Here is a 21189-nt window from a genome sequence, read left to right as displayed (position 1 = left end):
TTTATGTTAGGAAGGAGTGAAACGATGAGCATATTGAAAAATGATTGGGCACCTCTGTTAGAAGAGGAATTTCAAAAGCCGTATTATTTGAAGTTGCGTCAGTTTTTAAAAGAAGAATATCGCACGAAAACGATTTATCCCGATATGCATGATATTTTCAACGCCCTTCATTACACGCCATATGCCAATGTGAAAGTCGTTATTTTAGGCCAAGATCCGTATCATGGACCGAATCAAGCGCACGGATTAAGTTTTTCTGTCAAACCGGGCGTCCCTTTCCCTCCGTCGTTATTAAACATCTTTAAAGAATTACACGATGATCTCGGCTGTTACATACCGAACAATGGCTATTTGTTAAAATGGGCGAAGCAAGGGGTATTATTGTTAAATACGGTATTAACGGTGCGGCAAGGGGAAGCAAACTCGCACAAAGGAAAAGGATGGGAACATTTTACGGATCGCATCATTGAACTTGTAAATGAAAAGACGGAGCCGGTCGTCTTTATTTTATGGGGGCGTCATGCGCAAGCGAAAAAATCGCTCATTACAAATGAACATCATTATCTTATTGAAGCCCCGCATCCGAGCCCACTTTCAGCCGCGCGAGGCTTTTTCGGCAGCCGCCCATTTTCGAAAACGAACGCGTTTTTACAACGAACAGGGAGAGAGACGATTGACTGGCAAATCGAAAACATTTGATACACGAATAAACTGTTATGCATGCAAACATTTTTACGTCACGTGGGATGCACAGCTACCGCGCGGTTGTCGTGCGTTCGGTTTCAAAAGTGCTGCGCTCCCTTCCGTTGTCGTGAAACAATCGTCTGGTACGCCGTGCATGAAGTTTGCTAAAAAAGAAAATAAGGGGAGAAACGAATGAGTTCATCGCGCTCCATCGTCGTTTCTGTCGTCGCGATGATGGTAGCCATTATCGCAGGCACAGTAGGATTTATGTTCTCAGAACAATTATCTTTTTTTGATGCGCTTTGGCTGACAGTTGTCACCATTTTAACGGTTGGTTACGGGGATACTGTTCCACAAACATTTTACGGAAAACTGTTTGCCCTCATCATTATTCCAGTCGGCATCAGCATCGTCACCTACGCGACAGGGGCAGTCGTTTCTATGATGATGGAAGGCGAATTTTCAAAAACGGTACGGAGGCGAAAAATGAAAAAGAAAATCGAGATGATGGCAAATCATATTATCGTATGCGGATTTGGGCGCGTTGGCGAACAAGTGGTGCGCGAGCTTGTTAAAAACGGGACACCTGTCGTTGTTATTGAGCGAAAGACGGATTGGCTCGAAGAAATGGACGACCCTCTTCCGTACGTCGAAGGGGATGCGACAGAAGATGACGTATTGATCGCGGCAGGCATTGAACGGGCGGCTGGCTTAATTGCCGCGTTGCCATCTGATGCTGATAACGTCTTTATTGCCTTAACAGCAAAAGGAATAAACCGCGACATTCAAGTTGTCGCGCGTGCCGAGCGGCCAGAATCAGAAGAAAAATTGCGGCGCGCCGGTGCGGACAAGGTGATTAACCCTTCGTTTTTGAGCGGTCGGCGCATGGCGATGACGATATTAAAGCCAGTTACTGTCGATTATGTTGATACGATTTTTCACGACCGTACCGGACAATACGCCATTGAGGAAGTAAAGATTGAGCCTCATTCTTCATTTGTTCATACGTCTGTCGGCGATCAAGCGGTAAGGACGCGCTTTCGAGTGACGATTATTGCTATTCAGCGGCAGGACGACATCATTGGGAACCCGACCCCAGATGAGCGGTTTTGCGCGGGCGACATCGTCATCGTCTTTGGGGAAAAACGAGCGTTGGAAGCGTTTGAACAGGCAGTAAACAAAAAGTAAGCAGCCATATCGGCTGCTTACTGTAATGCATAAATTCTCGCTTCGTGTGGGCGCATATGAAGCGTCGTTCCTTCTTCTTTGACGTCTGTATAGTTGCCGAGCAAGAGGCGGCGACTTGCAGAGCTGATCTCTTCTGGCAATGTATATACGTTGTCGCTGTCGCAATGATTTAAAACGATGAGCCAGCGAACGCCATCGAGCTCGCGTGTATAGGCATAAATGTACGGCTCATTTTCTGAAAGATCGCGGAATGTGCCGTACACCATTACCGGATTTTGTTTGCGTAATTGAATGAGCTTTTTATAGTAATAATATACTGAGTTCGGATCGGCCAATGCCTGTTTGACGTTAATCTCTTTATAGTTTGGATTTACTTTAAGCCACGGCGTGCCTGTTGTAAATCCTGCATGTTCGCTATCGTCCCATTGCATTGGTGTGCGCGAGTTATCACGGCTCAATAGCTGCAAGCTTTCGAGCACTTCTTTCGGATCGCGACCTTTCGCGACTTCTTCCGCATATTTGTTTTTCATCGCAATGTCGTTATAGTCATCAATTGAGTCAAATTTGACGCCGGTCATGCCGATTTCTTCTCCTTGATAAATGTATGGCGTTCCAGGCAACGTATGCACGAGCGTAGCGAGCAATTTCGCTGATTCAACACGGAACTGCTTATCGTTTCCGTAGCGCGTCACTTGTCGCGTATGGTCGTGGTTGTTTAAAAATTGTGAGTTCCATCCTTTCCCCCACAACCCTTCATACCAACGTTTTTGAATTTGTTTAAAGCGAATCGGGTCCCATGTCGGCATTTCGTCACACACTTCAAAATGGAACAGCGTATGTAGCTCGTTTCGGTCTTCCCCAACATATTTTAAGCCTTCTTCTGGCGATACGAAAGCAACTTCCCCGACGGTAAAAATGTCATAATGTTTAAGTACTTTGTCGTGCATTTCTTGTAAATACTCGTGCACGCCCGGATTGTTTGTTAAATAGCGAATGTCATACGGATTTTCTGCGTCCGGGAATCCGTCTGGCTTCGCTAATAAAGCAATCGCATCTAAACGGAATCCGTCGATGCCTTTATCTAACCAAAAGCGCATCATTTTATAAATTTCTTCACGAACTTCTTTATTTTCCCAATTCAAATCTGGTTGTTCAACCGCAAAGGAATGGAAGTAGTATTGCCCTGTTTTTTCATCGTATTCCCATGCGGACGGTGTAAAGTACGAACGCCAGTTATTTGGCTTGTCACGCCATATGTACCAATCGCGCTTCGGATTGTCTTTTGACGAACGCGACTCAATAAACCAAGGATGTTGATCGGATGTATGGTTTACGACAAGGTCCATAATTAATTTCATTCCACGTTGATGCACTTCGTGAAGCAGGCGATCAAACGTCTCCATATCCCCTGCTTTATCCATAATGCGATAATAGTCTGAAATGTCGTATCCATTATCTTTATCTGGTGACTCGTAGCACGGATTGAGCCAAATGACATCGACCCCTAAATCGTGAATGTAATCGAGCTTTTGAATGAGCCCTTCTAAATCACCGTATCCATCACCGTTTGAATCAAAAAAGCTTCGCCAATATACTTGGTATACGACAGCTTCTTTCCACCATGTCCGTTTCATTTGTTGTCACTCCTTGTCCAATTAAAGCGTTTTCAATTTGAAAAGTTGCTATGTATAAGATACCATTGTTTTAGGGGAAAAAGGAAGACGGGAGTGAAAATGTTTTGGACATATTAGTGACACATGTGTTAACAAAAATGGAAGAAGAAATCGCAAAAGCAAAGCATACGTCGTCACCGCAGGCGTTGCGTGAGCATATGTATGCCGTTCGTGCATTGTGTGACGTTATTTTACAACAGCCGTCAGCGAACACGTCAACGATCGTTGCCACGCAGCCGGCAACAAAAGAACGATTAGACATTGACGGCGATGCGAACGGACCGTCATTACTTGATTTTTAGGAGGGGGAGCATGAAACGATTTACGATCATCGCCTCGGTTAGTGCGGCGTTATGTGTTGCGCTAGGCGCGTTCGGGGCGCACGTGTTGGAAGGAACAATTCCGGATCGATACATAGACACGTGGCAAAAAGCGGTACAATACCAAATGTTCCATACGCTCGGTTTGTTTCTCGTTGCGTTGTTTGCGACAAAATGGCCGAACGTGACGCCAGCTGGTTGGTTTATGGTTGCGGGCATCATTTTATTTTCAGGAAGTTTGTATATCCTTAGTTTGACACAAATCAAAATACTTGGGGTGATTACCCCGTTTGGAGGCGTATCGTTTATTATCGCTTGGTTACTTTTAGCGTATACTGCGATCAAACATATGTAAAACGAGGCGCGTTGGACGCCTCGTTTTTAACGTGGAGCATATGTGCTTAATCCGACACCTGATGCAAATGGATATTCATAATTAATTTCTTCATCAAATGTCACATAGTCGAGATAAATCATCGGCAATAAATAGCGCATGCCTGTTTGTGGATCACTTAAAATAAGATGGTCGCGTCCAGCTGCTTCAATGGCGCCGCGGAAAATTTTTGCATTCCATTCACGATTGTTTTCAAACGTCGCATAAACTGTGGCGATTTTACCTTTGTTTAGTCGTAAAATGTTTTCAATGTACGATTCTTCGAGCGGAAGCATGCCAGGTAGCGGCTGGCTTGCGGTCGTTGGTGTTTGCATCGCTCCCGTTTGGGGCGTAAACGTTGGTGTAGGCAATCCAAATGGATATGTTGGCATTTGGTACGGATAGTAGTAAGGATATGCATAATAAGGAACTTGTTGTCTTTCTTCACTCATACTAATCCCTCCCTTAAATTAATATACGCGTGGACAATTCGAGCGAGTTGGCGCGTAAAAACAATGCGCTTTAAAGCGCCCTGCATTCCATTGATTAAACCATTGTGGTGGACATGGACCATCTGGTCGGAAAAACCAAAGCGCATTCGTTGCTGGATGAAATCGCTCACCGCGAATGACGCGCCGGGCAAGGCGCATGTCTTCTTCGCGGGCACGTTGATAAAAATACCCCTTTTGTACAGCTTCAAACCCACCTGGACTTTGAAAAACCATTTGCCGAATGGTACGTAGTCCATTAAAATCTAGACAGTTCGCTCGTACGCGGTTCACTCCGACATTTCCAACCATTAACATGCCGAGCTGTCCGTCTTCTTCTGCCTCCGCTCGCATGAGGCGTGCAAGCAATTTTACATCTTCTTCTGTATGTGCAACAACAGCCATCCCTTCACCTCGCTTTATGGAAATCGCTATTAGCCTATGATGAAACATGCGAAAATGTGAGGAAAGTCGTCATTGTTATATGTATGAAGCACATCATAAAAAAAGACCTCCAAACCGGAGGCCTATACATGTAAAAACGATTGTATTTTTTCTTTTGGCAAGATGTTCCCAACAAAAAACGAGCCAAACTCACCAAATCGTGCGCTTACTTCATCGAAACGCATTTCGTATACAAGCTTTTTAAACTGAAGGACATCGTTTGAAAAGAGGGTGACGCCCCATTCGTAGTCATCAAAACCGACAGAGCCAGTAATAATTTGTACGACTTTTCCTGCATATTTTCGTCCTGTCATGCCGTGTGCGCGCATTAAATTGCGGCGTTCTTCCATCGGAAGCATGTACCAATTATCATTTCCTTGACGACGCTTGTCCATTGGATAGAAGCATACGTGATTTGTTTTCGGTAAAATCGGATATAAACGGCGGCGCACTTCTGGGTTTTCATACGGATCGCCAGCTTCTGCCGGCAAATAGTTGCTTAGCTCAACGACAGAAACGTATGAATATGCAGGGACGAGATATTCAGCTAACTTTGTTTTGTTGATTGCTGTTTCAATTTCATGAAGTTCTTCCATCGTTGGACGTAAAAGCATAAACATGACGTCCGCTTTTTGCCCCATAATCGTATAAATGGCGTGGCTTCCCTCTTTAGCAGCTTCCGTTGTTTCCCATTTTTCCACTAGCGTTAAAAACTCATGAATTGCTTCTTGACGCTCATCATTTGTGAGCGTTTTCCAAGCTACCCAATCAATTGTGCGAAAATCATGCAGGCAATACCAACCGTCTAACGTTTGTGCTGCTTCGCTCATATGTCACACTCCTTTTGTATGTACTGTTAAAAATTTTATCATATGTGTTTCGTTTATGACAAACCGCACTATTTCAATCGTTTGTAAATGAGAAAAGCGATGACCATGACTATTCCGCCGACGATCGTAATCGTTGTGAAATGTTGCTCGATAAATGATTTCGCTTGAGCGCCTAAGATGAAAATAATGAGCCCTTCGGTGAAAAAGCGCGCTCCGCGGCCGATGAGCGACCAAAAAAGCAACGTGCGAATGCTGACGTTTGAAATGCCTGAGAAAATGGTAAATACTTTATACGGAATAGGTGTAAATCCTGCGATGACAATCGCCATCGCTCCGTATTGTTGAAAGTATTGCTCGACTTTGTCCATTTTTTCATCAGAAATCAAATAACGCAAAACCGGTCTGCCAAATTTTTTCCCGATATACCATCCAAGCAAGGCGCCAAGTACGGAAGCGACGGTCGTTAAAAACGAAAACCATAATGCCTTCTCCGGTTGCGCAAGGCTTAGCGGAATTAATAACACATCAGGTGGGATAGGGAAAAAAGAAGATTCCGTAAATGAAACGATAACTAAACCAATGACCCCAAACTCAAGCAACCATTGTTCAAGGTGATGAATCCATTGTGACATACGTAACGCTCCTTTATATTGTACATGTTTTTTAACAAATATATCACTTTTTAGGTGATATATCACTCGAAACAAAAAACAGAATTATTATAAAAAAAAGACTATTTTCGTTTGCGGCGTAATTCATTGCTTTTCGTCTCAATAAGAGTATTCTAATAGATAGACGAATTTTTTTAAACTAAGGAGGAACATTTCGTGAGTGATTTATTTGCAGCCTTAAAACAAAAGGTGGCAGGGAAAAATGTAACGATCGTGTTTCCAGAAGGATTAGATGAACGTATTTTAACAGCTGTCGGACGTCTAGCGGCAGAAAATGTATTACAGCCGATTGTCATCGGCGATCAAGAAGCTGTCGTTCAAAAGGCGAAAGAGCTCGGCTTGACGTTGGAAAAAGTAGAAATCATTGATCCGCGCTCATATGAAGGAATGGATGAAATGGTGGCGGCTTTCATTGAACGCCGAAAAGGGAAAGTCACAGAAGAAGATGCTCGCAACATTTTACTTGATGAAAACTATTTTGGCACAATGCTCGTCTATATGGGAAAAGCGCACGGTCTTGTTAGCGGCGCCGCGCATTCGACGGCAGATACTGTACGTCCTGCGCTACAAATTATTAAGACGAAACCGGGCATTCGTAAAACGTCTGGCGTATTCATCATGGTACGTGGCGATGAAAAGTACGTATTTGCAGATTGCGCCATTAACATCGCTCCAGATAGTCAAGATTTAGCGGAAATTGCTGTTGAAAGCGCTCAAACAGCGAAAATGTTTGACATTGATCCGCGCGTAGCGATGCTTAGCTTCTCAACAAAAGGGTCAGCCAAATCGCCAGAGACAGAAAAGGTCATTGAAGCGGTGCGCCTTGCAAAAGAAATGGCACCAGATTTAACGCTCGATGGCGAGTTTCAATTTGATGCGGCGTTCGTACCTTCAGTTGCGAAAAAGAAAGCGCCTGATTCTGTCATTCAAGGCGATGCCAACGTCTTTATTTTCCCGAGTTTAGAGGCGGGAAATATCGGCTATAAAATTGCCCAACGTCTCGGCAACTTTGAAGCGGTCGGTCCAATTTTACAAGGATTAAATCAACCGGTAAACGACTTATCGCGCGGATGTAACGCCGAAGATGTGTACAAATTATCACTCATCACAGCAGCGCAGGCGCTAGCGGCGATGGAATAATGAGCGAATTGTTGCGACAACAAATGTGGCGCATTATCGATCATTCGAGTCTTGGGCCATCGTTTGATGCTAAGCAGTCATTTGCATTTGATGATGCGCTTTGCGAATCGGTCGGTAACGGTCATTCACAACCGATTGTTCGCTTATGGGTGCATCATCATACCGTTGTACTCGGTATTCAAGATACGAAATTACCGCATATTGAGAAAGGACTCGCCTACTTACATGAACAAGGGTGGCATACGATCGTTCGCAACTCCGGTGGGTTGGCGGTCGTGTTAGATGAAGGGGTTTTAAACGTTTCACTTATTTTTCCTGATACAAAAAAAGGAATTGACATTGATCGCGGATATGAAGCGATGGCGACACTTATTGCACGCATGTTGTCAGAAGTGCATGTGCAAGCGGGGGAAGTTGTCGGTTCGTATTGCCCGGGAAGCTTTGATTTAAGCATTGACGGAAAAAAATTTGCAGGTATTTCACAGCGGCGCATTCGAGGCGGTGTCGCGGTGCAAGCGTATATATGTGTAAGTGGAAGCGGCGCCGCAAGAGCGGAGTGGATTCGCCAATTTTATGAGCGCTCGCTAGCAGGAAAACAAACGAAGTTCACGTATCCGACGATCGTTCCGCATACGATGGCGTCGCTTAGTGAATTACTCGGTAAAGAAATGACCGTTTCATCACTCATTATGCGCTTGTACGAAGCGCTCCAATCGTTCGGGAGTAGGCTCGAGCCGTCATCGCTTACCTCGGAAGAATGGGAGCGATATTACATGTATTTTCAGCGCATGATTGACCGTAATGAGACGATGTTGCCGAAATAAAAAAGCTGTCGCATCGGACAGCTTTTTTATTCAGCAATTTTTTCGATTTTCTCTAAATTTCCGTTGCGATCCATTTTAAAAATAGGCGCTTTAAACTCATCTTCTGAAATCTCGATTTGTCTTGCCCGATTAATGATTCGCGCCATCGTTCCGTAATCTTCGCGCAATTCTTCATTTTCTTTTTGTAGTTTTGTAAATTGTTGTTCTAGTTGTTTATGTTGTTGTTGTAATTGTTCAAGTTCAAGCTTGAGCTGTTTATTTTCGATTAGTGCCGTCTCTTGTCCGACGTACGATTGCTTTAAGGAATGTAAAAAAGCAATGACATGATCGAGCGTTAAATGATTCGTCTCAACATGTTCATATGCATTCGTCTCGACTTGTAACGGTTCCATTCCTAACTCCTCAAGTGAAGGAACAGGCGGCGTATAGAGCGGTCGCTTTCGCAAGGCATGTTTATTTCCAAGTGCTCGTTGTCTTTGTTTCCGAAACTTTTTCGCCATTTGTAACGATTCCTCGTATTGCTGACGAACGACCGCATTCCATCGAAACCCGCATGCAGCGGATGTGCGATTCAACTTATCACCTACTTCTTCAAACGCATTTAATTGCGTGCTTCCTTCACGTACATGGCGAAGCACCGTTTCAGCTAACAATAAATCCTCTTCTTCAGTCCAAGCATCTTGCCGTTTTTTTGACATATGAAAAACTCCTTTCACATTCTTTTACTTTCATAATCACCAAAAAAGGAAAAAGATATACTATTTTTCAAAGGAAATAGATGCAACTTGCATTGTTTGTATATAAGCGTTAGAATACTCGTTAGCGAAAAGGAGTGAGGACGTTATGCAAAATGAATTTCGCGTCTGTGACGATTGCCAAGCAACAAACTTAAAAACGTTGTTGCCAAGGTTAAAAAAGTTGGATCCGAACGCCACGATTGAAATCGGTTGCCAATCATATTGCGGTCCGGGTCGAAAAAAAGTGTTTGCGTTCGTCAACAATCGTCCTGTATCAGCGATGACGGAAGATGAATTAATTGAAAAAATTGCTGCGAAGTTGAAAAAATAAAAAAATCGCCTTTGTTTAAAAAGGTGATTTTTTCTTTTATTTCAGTAAAAAGGAACCCTTTGTTTTTTACGAAGAACGCTCTATAATAAAGCTATGTTATGAACGGAAGAGAGGGAGAGAGATTGTATCCCAACGAAAAGTTAAGCGAAGAGAAAGTGTTTAAAGATCCGGTGCATAGGTATGTGCACGTGCGTGATAAAGTCATTTGGGATTTAATTGGCACAAAAGAATTTCAACGGCTGCGTCGCATTAAACAGCTCGGCACGACGTATTTGACGTTCCACGGCGCGGAGCATAGCCGCTTTAATCATTCGCTTGGCGTATATGAAATTGTGCGCCGCATCGTTGACGATGTGTTTGCTGGTCGACCGGATTGGGATGAAAATGAGCGTTTGCTTTGTTTATGCGCTGCGCTTTTACACGATTTAGGGCACGGGCCGTTTTCGCATTCGTTTGAAAAAGTGTTTCATCTTGATCACGAACAATTTACGCGCGCAATTATTTTAGGTGATACGGAAGTGAATGCGGTGTTGCGTCGTGTGTCGCTACATTTTCCGAAAAAGGTCGCTGAAGTGATTGAAAAAACGTATGAAAATAAGCTTGTCGTCAGCTTAATTTCTAGCCAAATTGATGCGGATCGCATGGACTATTTATTGCGCGATGCGTACTATACAGGTGTCAGCTATGGACATTTTGATATGGAGCGCATTTTGCGCGTGATGCGTCCGCGTGAAGAACAAGTAGTCATTAAGCGAAGTGGCATGCATGCGGTAGAAGACTACATTATGAGCCGATATCAAATGTATTGGCAAGTATATTTCCATCCTGTTACGCGCAGCGCAGAAGTCATTTTGACAAAAATTTTGCACCGTGCGAAACATTTATATTTATCCGGTTATACATTCCAAACACCTCCAGTTCATTTCCAATCTCTTTTTCATGGAAACATGCAACTAGAAGACTACTTGCAATTGGATGAAGCGGTGACGTTATATTATTTTCAACAATGGCAATACGAACGAGATGCGATTTTAAGCGACTTATGCCGTCGTTTTATGAATCGTCATTTATTTAAATACGTTGAATTTCAACCGACGAATGAAGAAATGAAAAAATTGATGGAATTGACGACGTTATTTAAAAAAGCAGGCATTGATCCGGACTATTATTTAGTTGTTGACTCTTCCTCTGATCTTCCTTATGACTTTTATCGTCCGGGGGAAGAAGAAGAACGGCTTCCGATTTATTTGTTAATGCCGAATGGGGAATTGCGCGAACTATCGCGAGAATCGACAATCGTCGATGCGATTTCCGGGAAACGTCGCACAGACCATAAACTATATTTTCCACAAGATTTTCTCGATGACTTATCGACAAAAAGAAATATAAAGAAAAAAATTAAACAACTTTTATACGAATAGGAGATGGGGACGTTGCTTTTTGAGCATGCGAAAATGTTGAAGGCGCTAGCAGCAGTAGGGGAAATTGTCGGTCGAAAAAAGCTGCAAAAAATGATTTACATTGCGAAAAAGATGAAGTTTCCGTTTTATGAAAAGTTCGATTTCCATTTTTACGGTCCATATTCTGAAGAGTTAACATGGCGTATTGAAGAGCTATGTAACGTTGGCTTTTTACAAGAAATGAAAGAAAAAAAAGGCGGATATTATCAATATCGCTATACGTTGACGGAAGCAGGAGAGCAATTTTTAACGCACTATCAGTTGGACATGCCTGATTTAGACGTTTGTTTGCGCAGTTTAAATGAACAGAGTGCAAGATTTTTAGAACTCGTTTCGACCATTTTATACTTTGAAGAGTTAAGTAAAGACGAAGTGAAGGAAAAAGTATTTACGTTAAAACGTAAACAGCGGTATACGGAAGAAGAAATAGAGGAAGCGTACCGTTATATTGAGCAGTTGCGCGAACAAGCGTACATAAAAAGCTGACCCGTTATGGTCAGCTTTCGTCGCTTAATCGCTTTCCGCCGATGGCGTAATGATTTTTTGACATTTCTTCAATAAAAACGACAATTTTCTCTTTCGGTGCACCTGTCGTTTCTGCAACGGCTTCCGTTACTTTTTCAACGAGCGCTCGCTTTTGTTCTTCCGTACGTCCTTCAAGCATTTTTACTGTTACGTATGGCATGTGCGACCGTCCCCTTTCTGCTTTGTTCGACAATCGTTATTATACCACTCATCGACCGTTATCAGTAGTGTTTCGATATGTTTTTCGTGTATAATAATCAAAAAATGAAAAAAGTTTGAAAAGGAGAAGGATCGTGGACCAATTTTTAGCATATCCGCTTCGAGAAATACCGTATGTTGTTTTGGCGCTCGCGATTGCATTTTCAGTCCATGAATTTGCCCATGCCTACGTCGCGTATAAATTTGGTGACCCGACGGCAAAGGAGCAAGGGAGGCTGACGCTGTCGCCGCTCGCCCATTTAGACATTCTCGGAACGTTACTCATTTTTATCGCTGGATTTGGCTGGGCGCGTCCGGTACCTGTCAATCGCGCCTATTTTCGCCATCCGCGTCTTGCAGGTATTCTCGTTTCCGTCGCTGGTCCGCTTAGCAATTTATTGCTTGCGGCGATCGGATTCGCCTTATGGTATGCGATGATTCGCATCGGCATATTTGATTTCATCCCGGTATGGTTTCGGGATGGATTGTATCAGTTTTTTGAAATTTATATCGGGCTTAATATTTTGCTGTTTGTGTTTAACTTGTTGCCGTTTCCTCCGCTCGACGGGTATCGCGTTGTTGAAGATTTAGCACCGATGCATGTGCGCGCAAAAATGACGCAATTCGAAAACTATGGGGCGCTCATTTTTTTAATTCTTATTTTCACGCCATTAGATCAATATACGATTCGACCGATTTTCCATGTAGCCATTCCAGCCGTTGCTCAATGGTTGCAAAGTATATTTTCAACGCTCATTTTGTAATGAAAGGATGAACGATCGTGGAAGAGAAAAAAAAGCCGATGTTTAATATTATAAAAAAAGAACCGAAAGTGCATGGAACATTCGGAGCGGGCGTACTGAGCTTAGCGAACGTTTCCCCTGTTTTAATCGATGTTGAGGCGGGCGAGGCATTTATTGATATGGGAGCGATGCATGCGCGCAGCGTCGTGGAAAAAGGGATTAAATTTACGCCGAATCGTGAGGAAGTGCCAAATGGCAAGCCATATTGGCTCGTATGGGTGACGATTGATCATGCAGAAGAAGGGGCGTATTATGCTGGGGTGACAGCGTGTGAAATGACGGTTGATCGCGAGGCGCGCCGCGGATATAAATCGCTTCCAGAGCATGTGAACCGAATGGATAAATCGTTAAAGCGCCATATTATCGTCGACCATATGGACGATCGCTCAAAAGCTGTATTAGCTTCGTTTTTACAACAACATAATCGCGACATGTGGGATCGTTCGAGCGAGGAATTGAAACGACAGCTTCAAAATCATGGATAAAATGTGACGGTTTTGTGAACGAAAACTTGTCCATACTTGCCGTTGAGTGGGAAAAGGAGTAAACTAGAGGTACAAATGTAACACATGATAAAACTAGGACGCATAAACGCCCAAGCACACGCGCTTGGGCGTTTATGTTTAAAACCAGTCGAACAGTCGCTTAAACCATGAATCTTTTTCTTTTTTCTTTTTGTTCTTTTTCTTTTCTGCCGGATGGTCTTTGCAGTAGTCTGTCGGTTCTGTACCGACAACGTAATACGTTAATCTCGTTGTCGGACAAGCTGCAGTAGCGAGCTTACCGCTATGAGGATCGACGTACACCCCAATGACTCCTTCTGGCGGCTCGAATGTCGCAACTTTTCTTCCGCGCAAACTATCTTCCATAAAATTGACCCAAATATGTTTAGCATACTGTTTTTCATCTGTCCGATCGATCGTTTCGTCGCGATCATATCCTGTCCAAACTGCCGTAACGAGTTGAGGAGTATAGCCGATCATCCAACTATCCGTTTTCGTCGTCCCAGATTTTCCAGCATACGGACGGGTCATGCGCGAAATAATCGATTGTCCCGTCACAGACGCATAATCGTTAAGCGTTGGATCAAACATGCCTGTCATTAAATGTGTCGTGACGAAAGCGAGCGCTGGATCAAGTATTTGTTCATCATTCGTTCGTTGTTCGTACAATACTTTCCCCTCATAATTCGTCACTTTTGTAATGAACAGCGGCTCGACTTTTTTTCCACCGTTGGCGATTATGCTGTAGGCGCGCGCCATATCAATCACTTTCACGGGTGATGTCCCGAGGGCGAGCGATGGCACTCGCTTTACTTCGCTCGTGATGCCGAGTTGTTTCGCGATGGCGACGAGCTTTTCTTGTCCGAGCAGCAAATGCGTCTTTACAGCATATACGTTATCAGAAAGAGCAATAGCTTGTGCAAGCGTAATTGTATCGTTTGCATAATAGTTGTTAAAGTTGCGCGGTGTATACGTTGAACCGTCTTCAAGCGTAAACGTCGTTGGCTCGCTGCGCAACAGCGTCGATGGCGTAAACCCATGTTGCAGTGCAACGTAATATAAAAACGGTTTGAATGTTGAACCGGGCTGGCGCTCTGCTTGTGTGGCGCGATTGAACGGGCTTTTTTCATAGTCGCGTCCCCCGACAAGTGCTTTCACTTTTCCCGTTTTTGGCTCCATGGCGACGAGCGCCACTTGAATGTTTGATTGCGAATGAATCGTTTCTTTTATTTTCGCTTCGGCGGTCGCCTGCATATGCACATCGAGCGTTGTATATACGCGCAAGCCCCCCATTTCAATCGTTTCTTCATCGATGCCGAGCTTCGTTTTTAATATATGTTTTACAGCATCTTGAAAATACGGTGCAATGGCTTTCGTTTTCATTTGTTGTCCGTTAGAAAAATGAAGCGGCTCATTGGCAGCTTTTTCTGCTTCTTCTTTTGACAATACGTCCGCTTCAACCATCGAATGCAAAACGATACGTTGCCGTTTTTTTGCTCGCTCTAGATCGACAAGTGGGGAATAGTAACTTGGACCTTTTGGAATGCCTGCAAGCATCGCTGCTTCCGCTACCGTTAACTCCCGAGCAGATTTACCGAAATAAAAGTTTGCGGCTGCTTCAATTCCGTACACCCCATGCCCATAGTAAATGGTGTTTAAATACCCTTCTAAAATATTTTTTTTGTCGTAATTTGCTTCAAGTCGAATCGTATATAGCGCTTCTTGTATTTTGCGCCACCACGTTTTTTCGTAGCTTAAAAATAAGTTGCGTGCATATTGTTGCGTAATGGTGCTTGCCCCTTGCACTTTCGCCATTGCTTTAATATCTGCGATGATTGCCCCAGCAATTCGTTTAACATCGAACCCGTAATGGTCGAAAAATTTTCGATCCTCTACCGCGATCGTTGCATTAATCGCATGTTGAGACATATCGGATAGTTTCACCCAATATCTTTTTCCACCGTAATGATTTTCACCAATTTTCGTGCCGTCTTCTGCATAAAAAATAGTCGATTGCGGAACCGCTAAAGGGGGAGGGCCTTTCCATTTCGCAAATATAATGAGCCCGGCGATCGTTATCGTGCCTAACAAGCTGCTAACTAGCGCAAACCAAAGGAAGAGCCGCATATATTTAAACGTTCGTTTCCATCGTTCGATGGCGATCGTCTCCATAGCCATCACCTCATTTTTTACGTTTAAAATTAGTATGAAAACATTTTTATTTTTTTAAACGTTTTCTAGCAATTTTTACTTGAAATTTTGCTAGATTGCTCTATACTTTTTCATGTTTAGCATTTTATTTTTTGGGCATGATAAGCGGTGCATTATTGACGAAAGGGTGTTCAAACATGGAACTTTGGTTTACTGAAAAACAAACGGACAGCTTTGGGATTACAGCACGAATTAAACGCACTTTACATACAGAGCAAACGGAATTTCAAAAGCTCGATATGGTTGAAACAGAACAATTCGGCAACATGCTTATTTTAGACGGAATGGTTATGACAACGCAAAAAGATGAATTCGTCTATCATGAAATGGTTGCGCACGTCCCGCTATTTACGCACCCGAATCCAGAAAACGTTCTTGTCGTCGGCGGCGGAGATGGCGGTGTCATTCGCGAAGTATTAAAGCATCCGAGCGTGAAAAAAGCGACGCTCGTTGAAATTGACGGGAAAGTCATCGAGTATTCGAAAAAATATTTGCCAGAAATCGCTGGAAAATTAGACGATCCGCGCGTGGAAGTGAAAGTGGACGACGGCTTTATGCACATTGCGCAAAGCGAAAACGAATACGACGTCATTATGGTTGACTCAACAGAGCCAGTCGGTCCAGCGGTCAATTTATTTACAAAAGGGTTTTATGCAGGCATTGCGAAAGCGTTAAAAGATGATGGCATTTTTGTTGCGCAAACAGACAATCCATGGTTTAAAGCAGATTTAATTCGCACTGTTCAACGTGATGTGCGTGAAATTTTCCCAATTACACGTTTATATATCGCAAACATTCCAACGTATCCGAGCGGCATGTGGACGTTTACTATGGGCTCAAAAAAATACGATCCGCTTGAAGTGAGCGAAGAACGTTTCCACGACATCGAAACGAAATATTACACAAAACAGCTTCATAAAGCGTGCTTCGTATTGCCGAAATTCGTTGAAGACTTAGTGAAGTAAGGGGAGAAGACGATGCGATTTGATGAAGCGTATTCTGGCAACGTATTTATTAAAAGCCATCCGAATTTTGAAGAAAGCCAAGCGGTTATTTACGGGATGCCGATGGACTGGACAGTTAGCTACCGCCCAGGCTCCCGTTTCGGTCCAGCACGCATTCGCGAAGTGTCAATCGGGCTTGAGGAATATAGCCCATATTTAGATCGCGAGCTTGATGAAGTGAAATATTTTGATGCAGGGGATATTCCGTTACCGTTTGGCAACGCGCAACGCAGTTTAGATATGATTGAACAGTTTGTTGATCGCGTGTTAGAAGCTGGGAAATTTCCGCTCGGTCTTGGCGGCGAGCATTTAGTATCTTGGCCGGTTATGAAAGCTGTATATAAAAAGTACCCAGACTTAGCGATCATTCATATGGATGCCCATACGGATTTACGCGAGCATTACGAAGGTGAGCCGTTGTCGCATTCAACGCCAATTCGTAAAATTGCTGAGCTCATTGGACCGAAAAACGTATATTCTTTCGGCATTCGGTCGGGCATGAAAGAAGAATTTGAGTGGGCGAAAGAAAACGGTATGTACATTGCGAAATTCGATGTGCTTGAACCGTTAAAAGAGGTGCTCCCAACGCTTGCTGGTCGTCCGGTATATGTCACGATCGACATTGACGTATTAGATCCAGCGCATGCGCCAGGGACGGGAACAGTCGATGCGGGAGGCATTACATCGAAAGAGTTGTTAGCTGCCATTCACGCAATCGCTCGTTCCGACGTTCGTGTTGTTGGGGCAGATTTAGTGGAAGTTGCGCCAGTATATGACCATTCTGAACAAACAGCCAACACGGCAAGCAAACTCGTGCGCGAAATGCTTCTCGGTTGGGTGAAATAAATGAAAATCCCTGTCTATGAGACGGGGATTTTTTTTCATAAAAGTATTGCCAACGTCATACATTGAAAGTAACATTTACATAGTGTAAATATTTGAAAGGAGGTGAAAAAATGGGCATTCGGCTAATTAAAATTTCTGTTGTGTATTTCGCAATCGGCGTCTGTTTAGGGCTTTACATGTCTATGACGCACGCTTTTACATTTACACCTGTCCACGTTCATATTAATTTGCTCGGTTGGACAGCGTTAACGCTTGCTGGTATTTTATATCATTTATTCCCTCATATTGCGGAAACGAAAACAGCGAAAGCGCATTTTTGGCTTCATAATATTGGATTGCCGGCGATGATGATCGGTTTAGCATTTGTCGTCTCGGGATATGAAGCATTCATTCCACTAACTGCGCTCGGTGGTACACTCGTTACTATCGCGGTGCTAACGTTTGCATGGAATGTATTAAAAAACTTAAAGCAGGCGTAACATGGTAGGCGGTCTCTAAAAAGGGGCCGCCTATTGCATGTATGCGTCTCTTTTTCTATACTTATCTACAGTCATAACAACAGCAAGGATGTGGGGAAGGTGAACGGAACGCCTATACAGCTCAAGCAGGTAACAGAAATTCGGGACGGGGCACGAAAAGAAATTGTTGTCATTGAGGCAAATGGTTTATACTACTTAAAAGGAGATGTGACGTATGTGACGTTTGAAGAGATGTACGAAGGGGAGACGATCAAAAACGTCGTGAAAATTATGGCCGATGAAGTGGTCGTCCTTCGCTCTGGAGCCATCTCGATGCGTCACACATTCCGCAAACAGTCGGAGACGATCGGGATGTACGAAAGTCCGATGGCACGCTGGGAAATGAAGACGAAGACGGAACAAGTATTGTATCAGTACAACGAGAAAACGAAAAAAGGGCAGCTGTTTTTTTCTTATATACTTCACTTATCTGGTAAACATATCGGCCGTCATGCTGTGACGATGTCGTTTAAGGAGGCAAAGAAATGAACATTGTTGAACAAATGAAACAAAAGTTAAAAGAAGAAATAAAAGAAGCGGTCATTCGCTCGGGGATCGCGACGGAAGAAGACGTGACGAACGTCATTTTAGAGACGCCGAAAGATAAAGCGCACGGCGACTATTCAACAAACGTTGCGATGCAATTGGCGCGCGTAGCGAAAAAAGCACCGCGCATGATTGCGGAAGATATTGTTCGCCACTTCCATGGCGAAGCGGTTTCCGTTAAAAAAGTGGACATTGCTGGACCAGGATTCATTAATTTTTACATGGACAACAGCTATTTAACTGAACTCGTTCCCGCCATTTTACAAGCAGGAGATGCGTACGGAGAAACGAACGTCGGCAACGGTCAAAAAGTGCAGGTCGAATTTGTGTCGGCCAATCCGACAGGAAGCTTGCATTTAGGCCATGCGCGTGGGGCGGCAGTTGGTGACTCATTATGCAACATTTTGAAAAAAGCAGGCTTTGACGTGACGCGCGAATATTACATTAACGATGCGGGCAATCAAATTGCCAATTTAGCAAAGTCGGTAGAAGCTCGTTATTTTCAAGCGCTTGGCATCGATAAAGATATGCCTGAAGACGGATACTTCGGTGAAGATATTGTTGAATTAGGGAAAAAGTTAGCGGAAGAGCATGGCGACAAATTTGTCGCGCTTGATGAACAAGAGCGACTTCAACAGTTCCGCGAGTACGGACTGGCGTTTGAAATGGACAAAATTAAAAAAGACTTAGCCGACTTCCGGGTCACATTTGACGTTTGGTATTCAGAAACGTCGCTTTACTATAACGGAAAAATTAATAAAGCGCTTGAAACGTTGCGCGAAAAAGGACATATTTACGAGCAAGATGGCGCGACGTGGTTCCGCTCTACGACATTTGGTGACGACAAAGACCGCGTGCTTATTAAACAAGATGGGACGTATACGTATTTATTACCAGACATCGCGTACCATCAAGATAAACTCGAGCGCGGATTTGAGAAAATCATTAACATTTGGGGAGCGGACCATCACGGTTACATTCCGCGCATGAAGGCAGCGATTGCTGCGCTCGGCTATGACCCAGACGTATTGGAAGTTGAAATTATCCAACTCGTCAGCTTATATCAAAACGGCGAGAAAGTGCGCATGAGCAAGCGGACAGGAAAGGCGGTAACGTTGCGCGACTTAATGGAAGAAGTCGGGCTAGATGCGACGCGCTATTTCTTTGCGATGCGCTCATCGGATACGCATTTAGATTTTGATATGGATTTAGCGGTATCGCAATCAAACGAGAACCCTGTATATTATGCGCAATATGCTCATGCGCGCGTATGCAGCATGCTTCGCCAAGGGGAAGAGCAAGGGTTATCATATGACGGCGACTTATCGTTCACGTATGAATTGGCAGAAAAAGAAATTGACTTGTTGAAAAAGGTAGGAGAGTTTCCGTCCGCGGTTGCGGAGGCGGCGGTGAAACGTTCGCCGCATCGCATGACGAACTACATTTTCGAGCTCGCTTCTGCGCTGCATAGCTTTTACAATGCGGAAAAAGTGCTTGATGCAACGAACGTGGAAAAAAGTCGTGCCCGCCTCGCGCTTATGAAAGCTGTGCAAATTACGTTAAAAAATGCGTTAGCGCTTGTCGGCGTACACGCACCAGAAAAAATGTAACGAAAAGCCCTTCTCCGCCTGGAGAGGGCTTTTTACAATAACGGGGCCATCATTGTTGCGGCGATTTCTTTTAGGCGATAAAACCATGGTTGCTGGTGAAAATATTGTTCCGTTAGCAACGTTGATGTGCTAATGTCTCGTTCAATCGTTTGTTTCACATGTTGAATAAACGGTTTGTCATATATATAACAATTCATTTCATAGTTAATAAACAAACTGCGGCGATCGAAATTCGCTGTGCCGATATCGCAAATATCATCATCAATGACGATCACTTTGGCGTGGTAAAACCCGTTGTTAAACTGGTAAATATGAGCTCCGGCACGAAGAAGCTGACGAAAATAAGGGTATGCGGCTTCTTTGACGAGTGGATGATCAGCTTGTGTCGGTGCGACAATAGTCAGTTGGACGCCGCGCTTCATCGCTTCAAGGAGGGCGGTCATGATGTTTTTGCTCGGAATAAAGTACGGTGTGCCAATAATTATTTTTCGTTTCGCTTGTTTAATGAGCTGAATAAATTCTTCCTCTAAATATTTTCCATCTGTCGGAAGAAAGCGATGTTTCATCGCTCCTTTTTGAAGAGGTGGAAAATATCGCTCACTATTTCCAAACGATTGTCCAGTTGCTTTTTTCCAATCTTCTTGAAACTGTCGTTGCAAATCGTGAACCCCTTCTCCGACGATTTTTAAGTGATAGTCGCGCCAGTTGCCGAGCTTCGGATCTTGACCGATATATTCTTTTCCGATATTAAATCCACCTAAATAGCCGATTTTCCCATCAATGACTGTTATTTTCCGATGGTTTCGTTCGTTTAACTTGTAGAAAAAAAACGGCAATGTTGGGCGGTTTGCAAAAGCGAACTGACCGCTTTTTTGTCGGACGGAAGGAGGCAATCCGAAGCTTCCAACCCAATCGACAAGGAGGCGCACTTCCACCCCTTCGTTTACTTTTTGTTCAAGCAAAGAAAAAAAACGCTTCCCCATTTCATCATCGCGCACGATATAAAATAAAATGTGAATGTGATGTTTCGCTCGTTCTAACTCGGCGAAATAGTCATCAAACAGCTCCTCTCCGGCTGTAAATAGCGTCAAGTTGCTTTCGCGCTCGACGCCGATTTTTTTTCGTACAGAAGCTTTTGACACTTTTTCGCCCCATTTGTAATCAAGCAAAAGGAGAAACAATAAAATGAGGACAATGGCGAGCCAACGCATGCTTTCACTCCTTTCTTTCTTGTAGTCTTTCCAAAAAGAAAATAAAAAATG

The 21189-nt window shown here is 43.7% G+C and carries 26 protein-coding genes; 17 read left to right on the top strand and 9 right to left on the bottom strand.

Annotated features, from left to right (window positions below; translation table 11 throughout):
- The first annotated feature begins 24 nt into the window (after positions 1-24).
- Genes K1I44_RS05070 through K1I44_RS05060 form a run of 3 tightly spaced genes read left to right on the top strand, consistent with a single transcriptional unit; the run spans position 25 to position 1872 of the window.
- On the top strand, positions 25-699 hold the full coding sequence (locus K1I44_RS05070; protein WP_219985457.1) for a uracil-DNA glycosylase: 675 nt from the start codon (positions 25-27) through the stop codon (positions 697-699).
- Positions 674-880: a hypothetical protein gene (locus tag K1I44_RS05065; protein ID WP_003397099.1), complete on the top strand. Its 207-nt coding sequence runs from the start codon at positions 674-676 to the stop codon at positions 878-880. Before K1I44_RS05070 ends, K1I44_RS05065 begins: the two co-directional genes overlap by 26 nt.
- A complete protein-coding gene (locus K1I44_RS05060; RefSeq protein WP_021094361.1) occupies positions 877-1872 on the top strand; it encodes a potassium channel family protein in 996 nt (331 codons plus the stop codon). Before K1I44_RS05065 ends, K1I44_RS05060 begins: the two co-directional genes overlap by 4 nt.
- 17 nt (positions 1873-1889) lie before the next feature.
- On the opposite strand, the gene K1I44_RS05055 is transcribed toward K1I44_RS05060, so the two are convergent.
- A complete protein-coding gene (locus tag K1I44_RS05055; RefSeq protein WP_003397096.1) occupies positions 1890-3506 on the bottom strand; it encodes a glycoside hydrolase family 13 protein in 1617 nt (538 codons plus the stop codon).
- Between the two features lie 104 nt (positions 3507-3610).
- Here K1I44_RS05055 and K1I44_RS05050 point away from each other — a divergent pair, with 104 nt between their 5' ends.
- Positions 3611-3847 (top strand): YwdI family protein, encoded by a 237-nt coding sequence (locus tag K1I44_RS05050; RefSeq protein WP_003397095.1) that lies wholly within the window; start codon positions 3611-3613, stop codon positions 3845-3847.
- A 10-nt stretch (positions 3848-3857) separates the two neighbouring features.
- A complete protein-coding gene (locus tag K1I44_RS05045) occupies positions 3858-4220 on the top strand; it encodes a DUF423 domain-containing protein (RefSeq protein ID WP_219985456.1) in 363 nt (120 codons plus the stop codon).
- 26 nt (positions 4221-4246) lie between these two features.
- On the opposite strand, the gene gerQ is transcribed toward K1I44_RS05045, so the two are convergent.
- The 4 genes from gerQ to K1I44_RS05025 form a co-directional block, all read right to left on the bottom strand.
- On the bottom strand, positions 4247-4690 hold the full coding sequence (gerQ, locus tag K1I44_RS05040; protein ID WP_219985455.1) for a spore coat protein GerQ: 444 nt from the start codon (positions 4688-4690) through the stop codon (positions 4247-4249).
- 18 nt (positions 4691-4708) lie between these two features.
- Positions 4709-5131, bottom strand: coding sequence for a cell wall hydrolase (locus K1I44_RS05035; protein ID WP_219985454.1), 423 nt, complete (start codon positions 5129-5131; stop codon positions 4709-4711).
- A gap of 122 nt (positions 5132-5253) precedes the next feature.
- Positions 5254-6000 carry a hydrogen peroxide-dependent heme synthase gene (hemQ, locus tag K1I44_RS05030; protein ID WP_003397089.1) on the bottom strand — a complete coding sequence of 249 codons (747 nt, stop codon included), beginning with the start codon at positions 5998-6000 and terminating at the stop codon, positions 5254-5256.
- A 68-nt stretch (positions 6001-6068) separates the two neighbouring features.
- Entirely contained in the window at positions 6069-6632 is a 564-nt protein-coding gene (locus K1I44_RS05025; protein WP_003397088.1) for a YqaA family protein, read from the bottom strand.
- Positions 6633-6827: 195 nt separating this feature from the next.
- Here K1I44_RS05025 and pta point away from each other — a divergent pair, with 195 nt between their 5' ends.
- Positions 6828-7811, top strand: coding sequence for a phosphate acetyltransferase (gene pta / locus K1I44_RS05020; RefSeq protein WP_003397086.1), 984 nt, complete (start codon positions 6828-6830; stop codon positions 7809-7811).
- Entirely contained in the window at positions 7811-8635 is an 825-nt protein-coding gene (gene lipL / locus K1I44_RS05015) for an octanoyl-[GcvH]:protein N-octanoyltransferase (protein ID WP_219985453.1), read from the top strand. Before pta ends, lipL begins: the two co-directional genes overlap by 1 nt.
- 26 nt (positions 8636-8661) lie before the next feature.
- On the opposite strand, the gene K1I44_RS05010 is transcribed toward lipL, so the two are convergent.
- On the bottom strand, positions 8662-9333 hold the full coding sequence (locus tag K1I44_RS05010; RefSeq protein WP_003397080.1) for an RsfA family transcriptional regulator: 672 nt from the start codon (positions 9331-9333) through the stop codon (positions 8662-8664).
- 145 nt (positions 9334-9478) lie between these two features.
- Here K1I44_RS05010 and K1I44_RS05005 point away from each other — a divergent pair, with 145 nt between their 5' ends.
- The 3 genes from K1I44_RS05005 to K1I44_RS04995 all read left to right on the top strand — a co-directional run bounded on the left by K1I44_RS05005 (position 9479) and on the right by K1I44_RS04995 (position 11649).
- The gene (locus K1I44_RS05005; RefSeq protein ID WP_003397078.1) at positions 9479-9703 is read left to right on the top strand and encodes a YuzB family protein; all 225 of its coding nucleotides are present in this window, start codon (positions 9479-9481) and stop codon (positions 9701-9703) included.
- Between the two features lie 98 nt (positions 9704-9801).
- On the top strand, positions 9802-11124 hold the full coding sequence (locus tag K1I44_RS05000) for an HD domain-containing protein (RefSeq protein WP_035044963.1): 1323 nt from the start codon (positions 9802-9804) through the stop codon (positions 11122-11124).
- Positions 11125-11136: 12 nt separating this feature from the next.
- On the top strand, positions 11137-11649 hold the full coding sequence (locus K1I44_RS04995; protein WP_003397076.1) for a YwgA family protein: 513 nt from the start codon (positions 11137-11139) through the stop codon (positions 11647-11649).
- Between the two features lie 10 nt (positions 11650-11659).
- On the opposite strand, the gene K1I44_RS04990 is transcribed toward K1I44_RS04995, so the two are convergent.
- The gene (locus K1I44_RS04990; protein ID WP_003397075.1) at positions 11660-11848 is read right to left on the bottom strand and encodes a 2-hydroxymuconate tautomerase; all 189 of its coding nucleotides are present in this window, start codon (positions 11846-11848) and stop codon (positions 11660-11662) included.
- 133 nt (positions 11849-11981) lie between these two features.
- Between K1I44_RS04990 and K1I44_RS04985 the strand changes: the two genes are divergently transcribed.
- Positions 11982-12650, top strand: a complete 669-nt coding sequence (locus K1I44_RS04985) for a site-2 protease family protein (protein WP_003397072.1) — start codon at positions 11982-11984, stop codon at positions 12648-12650.
- A gap of 17 nt (positions 12651-12667) precedes the next feature.
- Complete coding sequence (locus K1I44_RS04980) at positions 12668-13174, top strand: YwhD family protein (RefSeq protein WP_003397070.1); 507 nt, start codon at positions 12668-12670, stop codon at positions 13172-13174.
- A 138-nt stretch (positions 13175-13312) separates the two neighbouring features.
- Here the strand turns inward: K1I44_RS04980 and K1I44_RS04975 are convergent, their stop codons facing one another.
- Positions 13313-15364 carry a transglycosylase domain-containing protein gene (locus tag K1I44_RS04975; RefSeq protein WP_003397068.1) on the bottom strand — a complete coding sequence of 684 codons (2052 nt, stop codon included), beginning with the start codon at positions 15362-15364 and terminating at the stop codon, positions 13313-13315.
- Between the two features lie 176 nt (positions 15365-15540).
- Here K1I44_RS04975 and speE point away from each other — a divergent pair, with 176 nt between their 5' ends.
- The 5 genes from speE to argS all read left to right on the top strand — a co-directional run bounded on the left by speE (position 15541) and on the right by argS (position 19927).
- On the top strand, positions 15541-16368 hold the full coding sequence (gene speE, locus K1I44_RS04970; protein ID WP_003397067.1) for a polyamine aminopropyltransferase: 828 nt from the start codon (positions 15541-15543) through the stop codon (positions 16366-16368).
- Between the two features lie 12 nt (positions 16369-16380).
- Entirely contained in the window at positions 16381-17253 is an 873-nt protein-coding gene (speB, locus tag K1I44_RS04965) for an agmatinase (RefSeq protein WP_219985452.1), read from the top strand.
- A 110-nt stretch (positions 17254-17363) separates the two neighbouring features.
- Complete coding sequence (locus K1I44_RS04960) at positions 17364-17732, top strand: cytochrome-c oxidase (protein WP_003397065.1); 369 nt, start codon at positions 17364-17366, stop codon at positions 17730-17732.
- Between the two features lie 90 nt (positions 17733-17822).
- Positions 17823-18260 carry a YwiB family protein gene (locus tag K1I44_RS04955; protein WP_219985486.1) on the top strand — a complete coding sequence of 146 codons (438 nt, stop codon included), beginning with the start codon at positions 17823-17825 and terminating at the stop codon, positions 18258-18260.
- Positions 18257-19927 carry an arginine--tRNA ligase gene (gene argS, locus K1I44_RS04950; RefSeq protein ID WP_219985451.1) on the top strand — a complete coding sequence of 557 codons (1671 nt, stop codon included), beginning with the start codon at positions 18257-18259 and terminating at the stop codon, positions 19925-19927. The genes K1I44_RS04955 and argS overlap by 4 nt, the downstream gene beginning before the upstream one ends.
- A gap of 32 nt (positions 19928-19959) precedes the next feature.
- Here argS and cls read toward each other — a convergent pair whose 3' ends face one another.
- A complete protein-coding gene (gene cls / locus K1I44_RS04945; protein ID WP_219985450.1) occupies positions 19960-21138 on the bottom strand; it encodes a cardiolipin synthase in 1179 nt (392 codons plus the stop codon).
- Positions 21139-21189: the final 51 nt, after the last annotated feature.

The sequence above is a fragment of the Anoxybacillus sp. ST4 genome, assembly GCF_019448545.1.
GTDB classification, from domain to species: domain Bacteria; phylum Bacillota; class Bacilli; order Bacillales; family Anoxybacillaceae; genus Anoxybacillus; species Anoxybacillus pushchinoensis.
The sequence above is the reverse complement of the archived record's forward strand: the minus strand, read 5'-3'. Positions and strand labels throughout refer to the sequence as shown.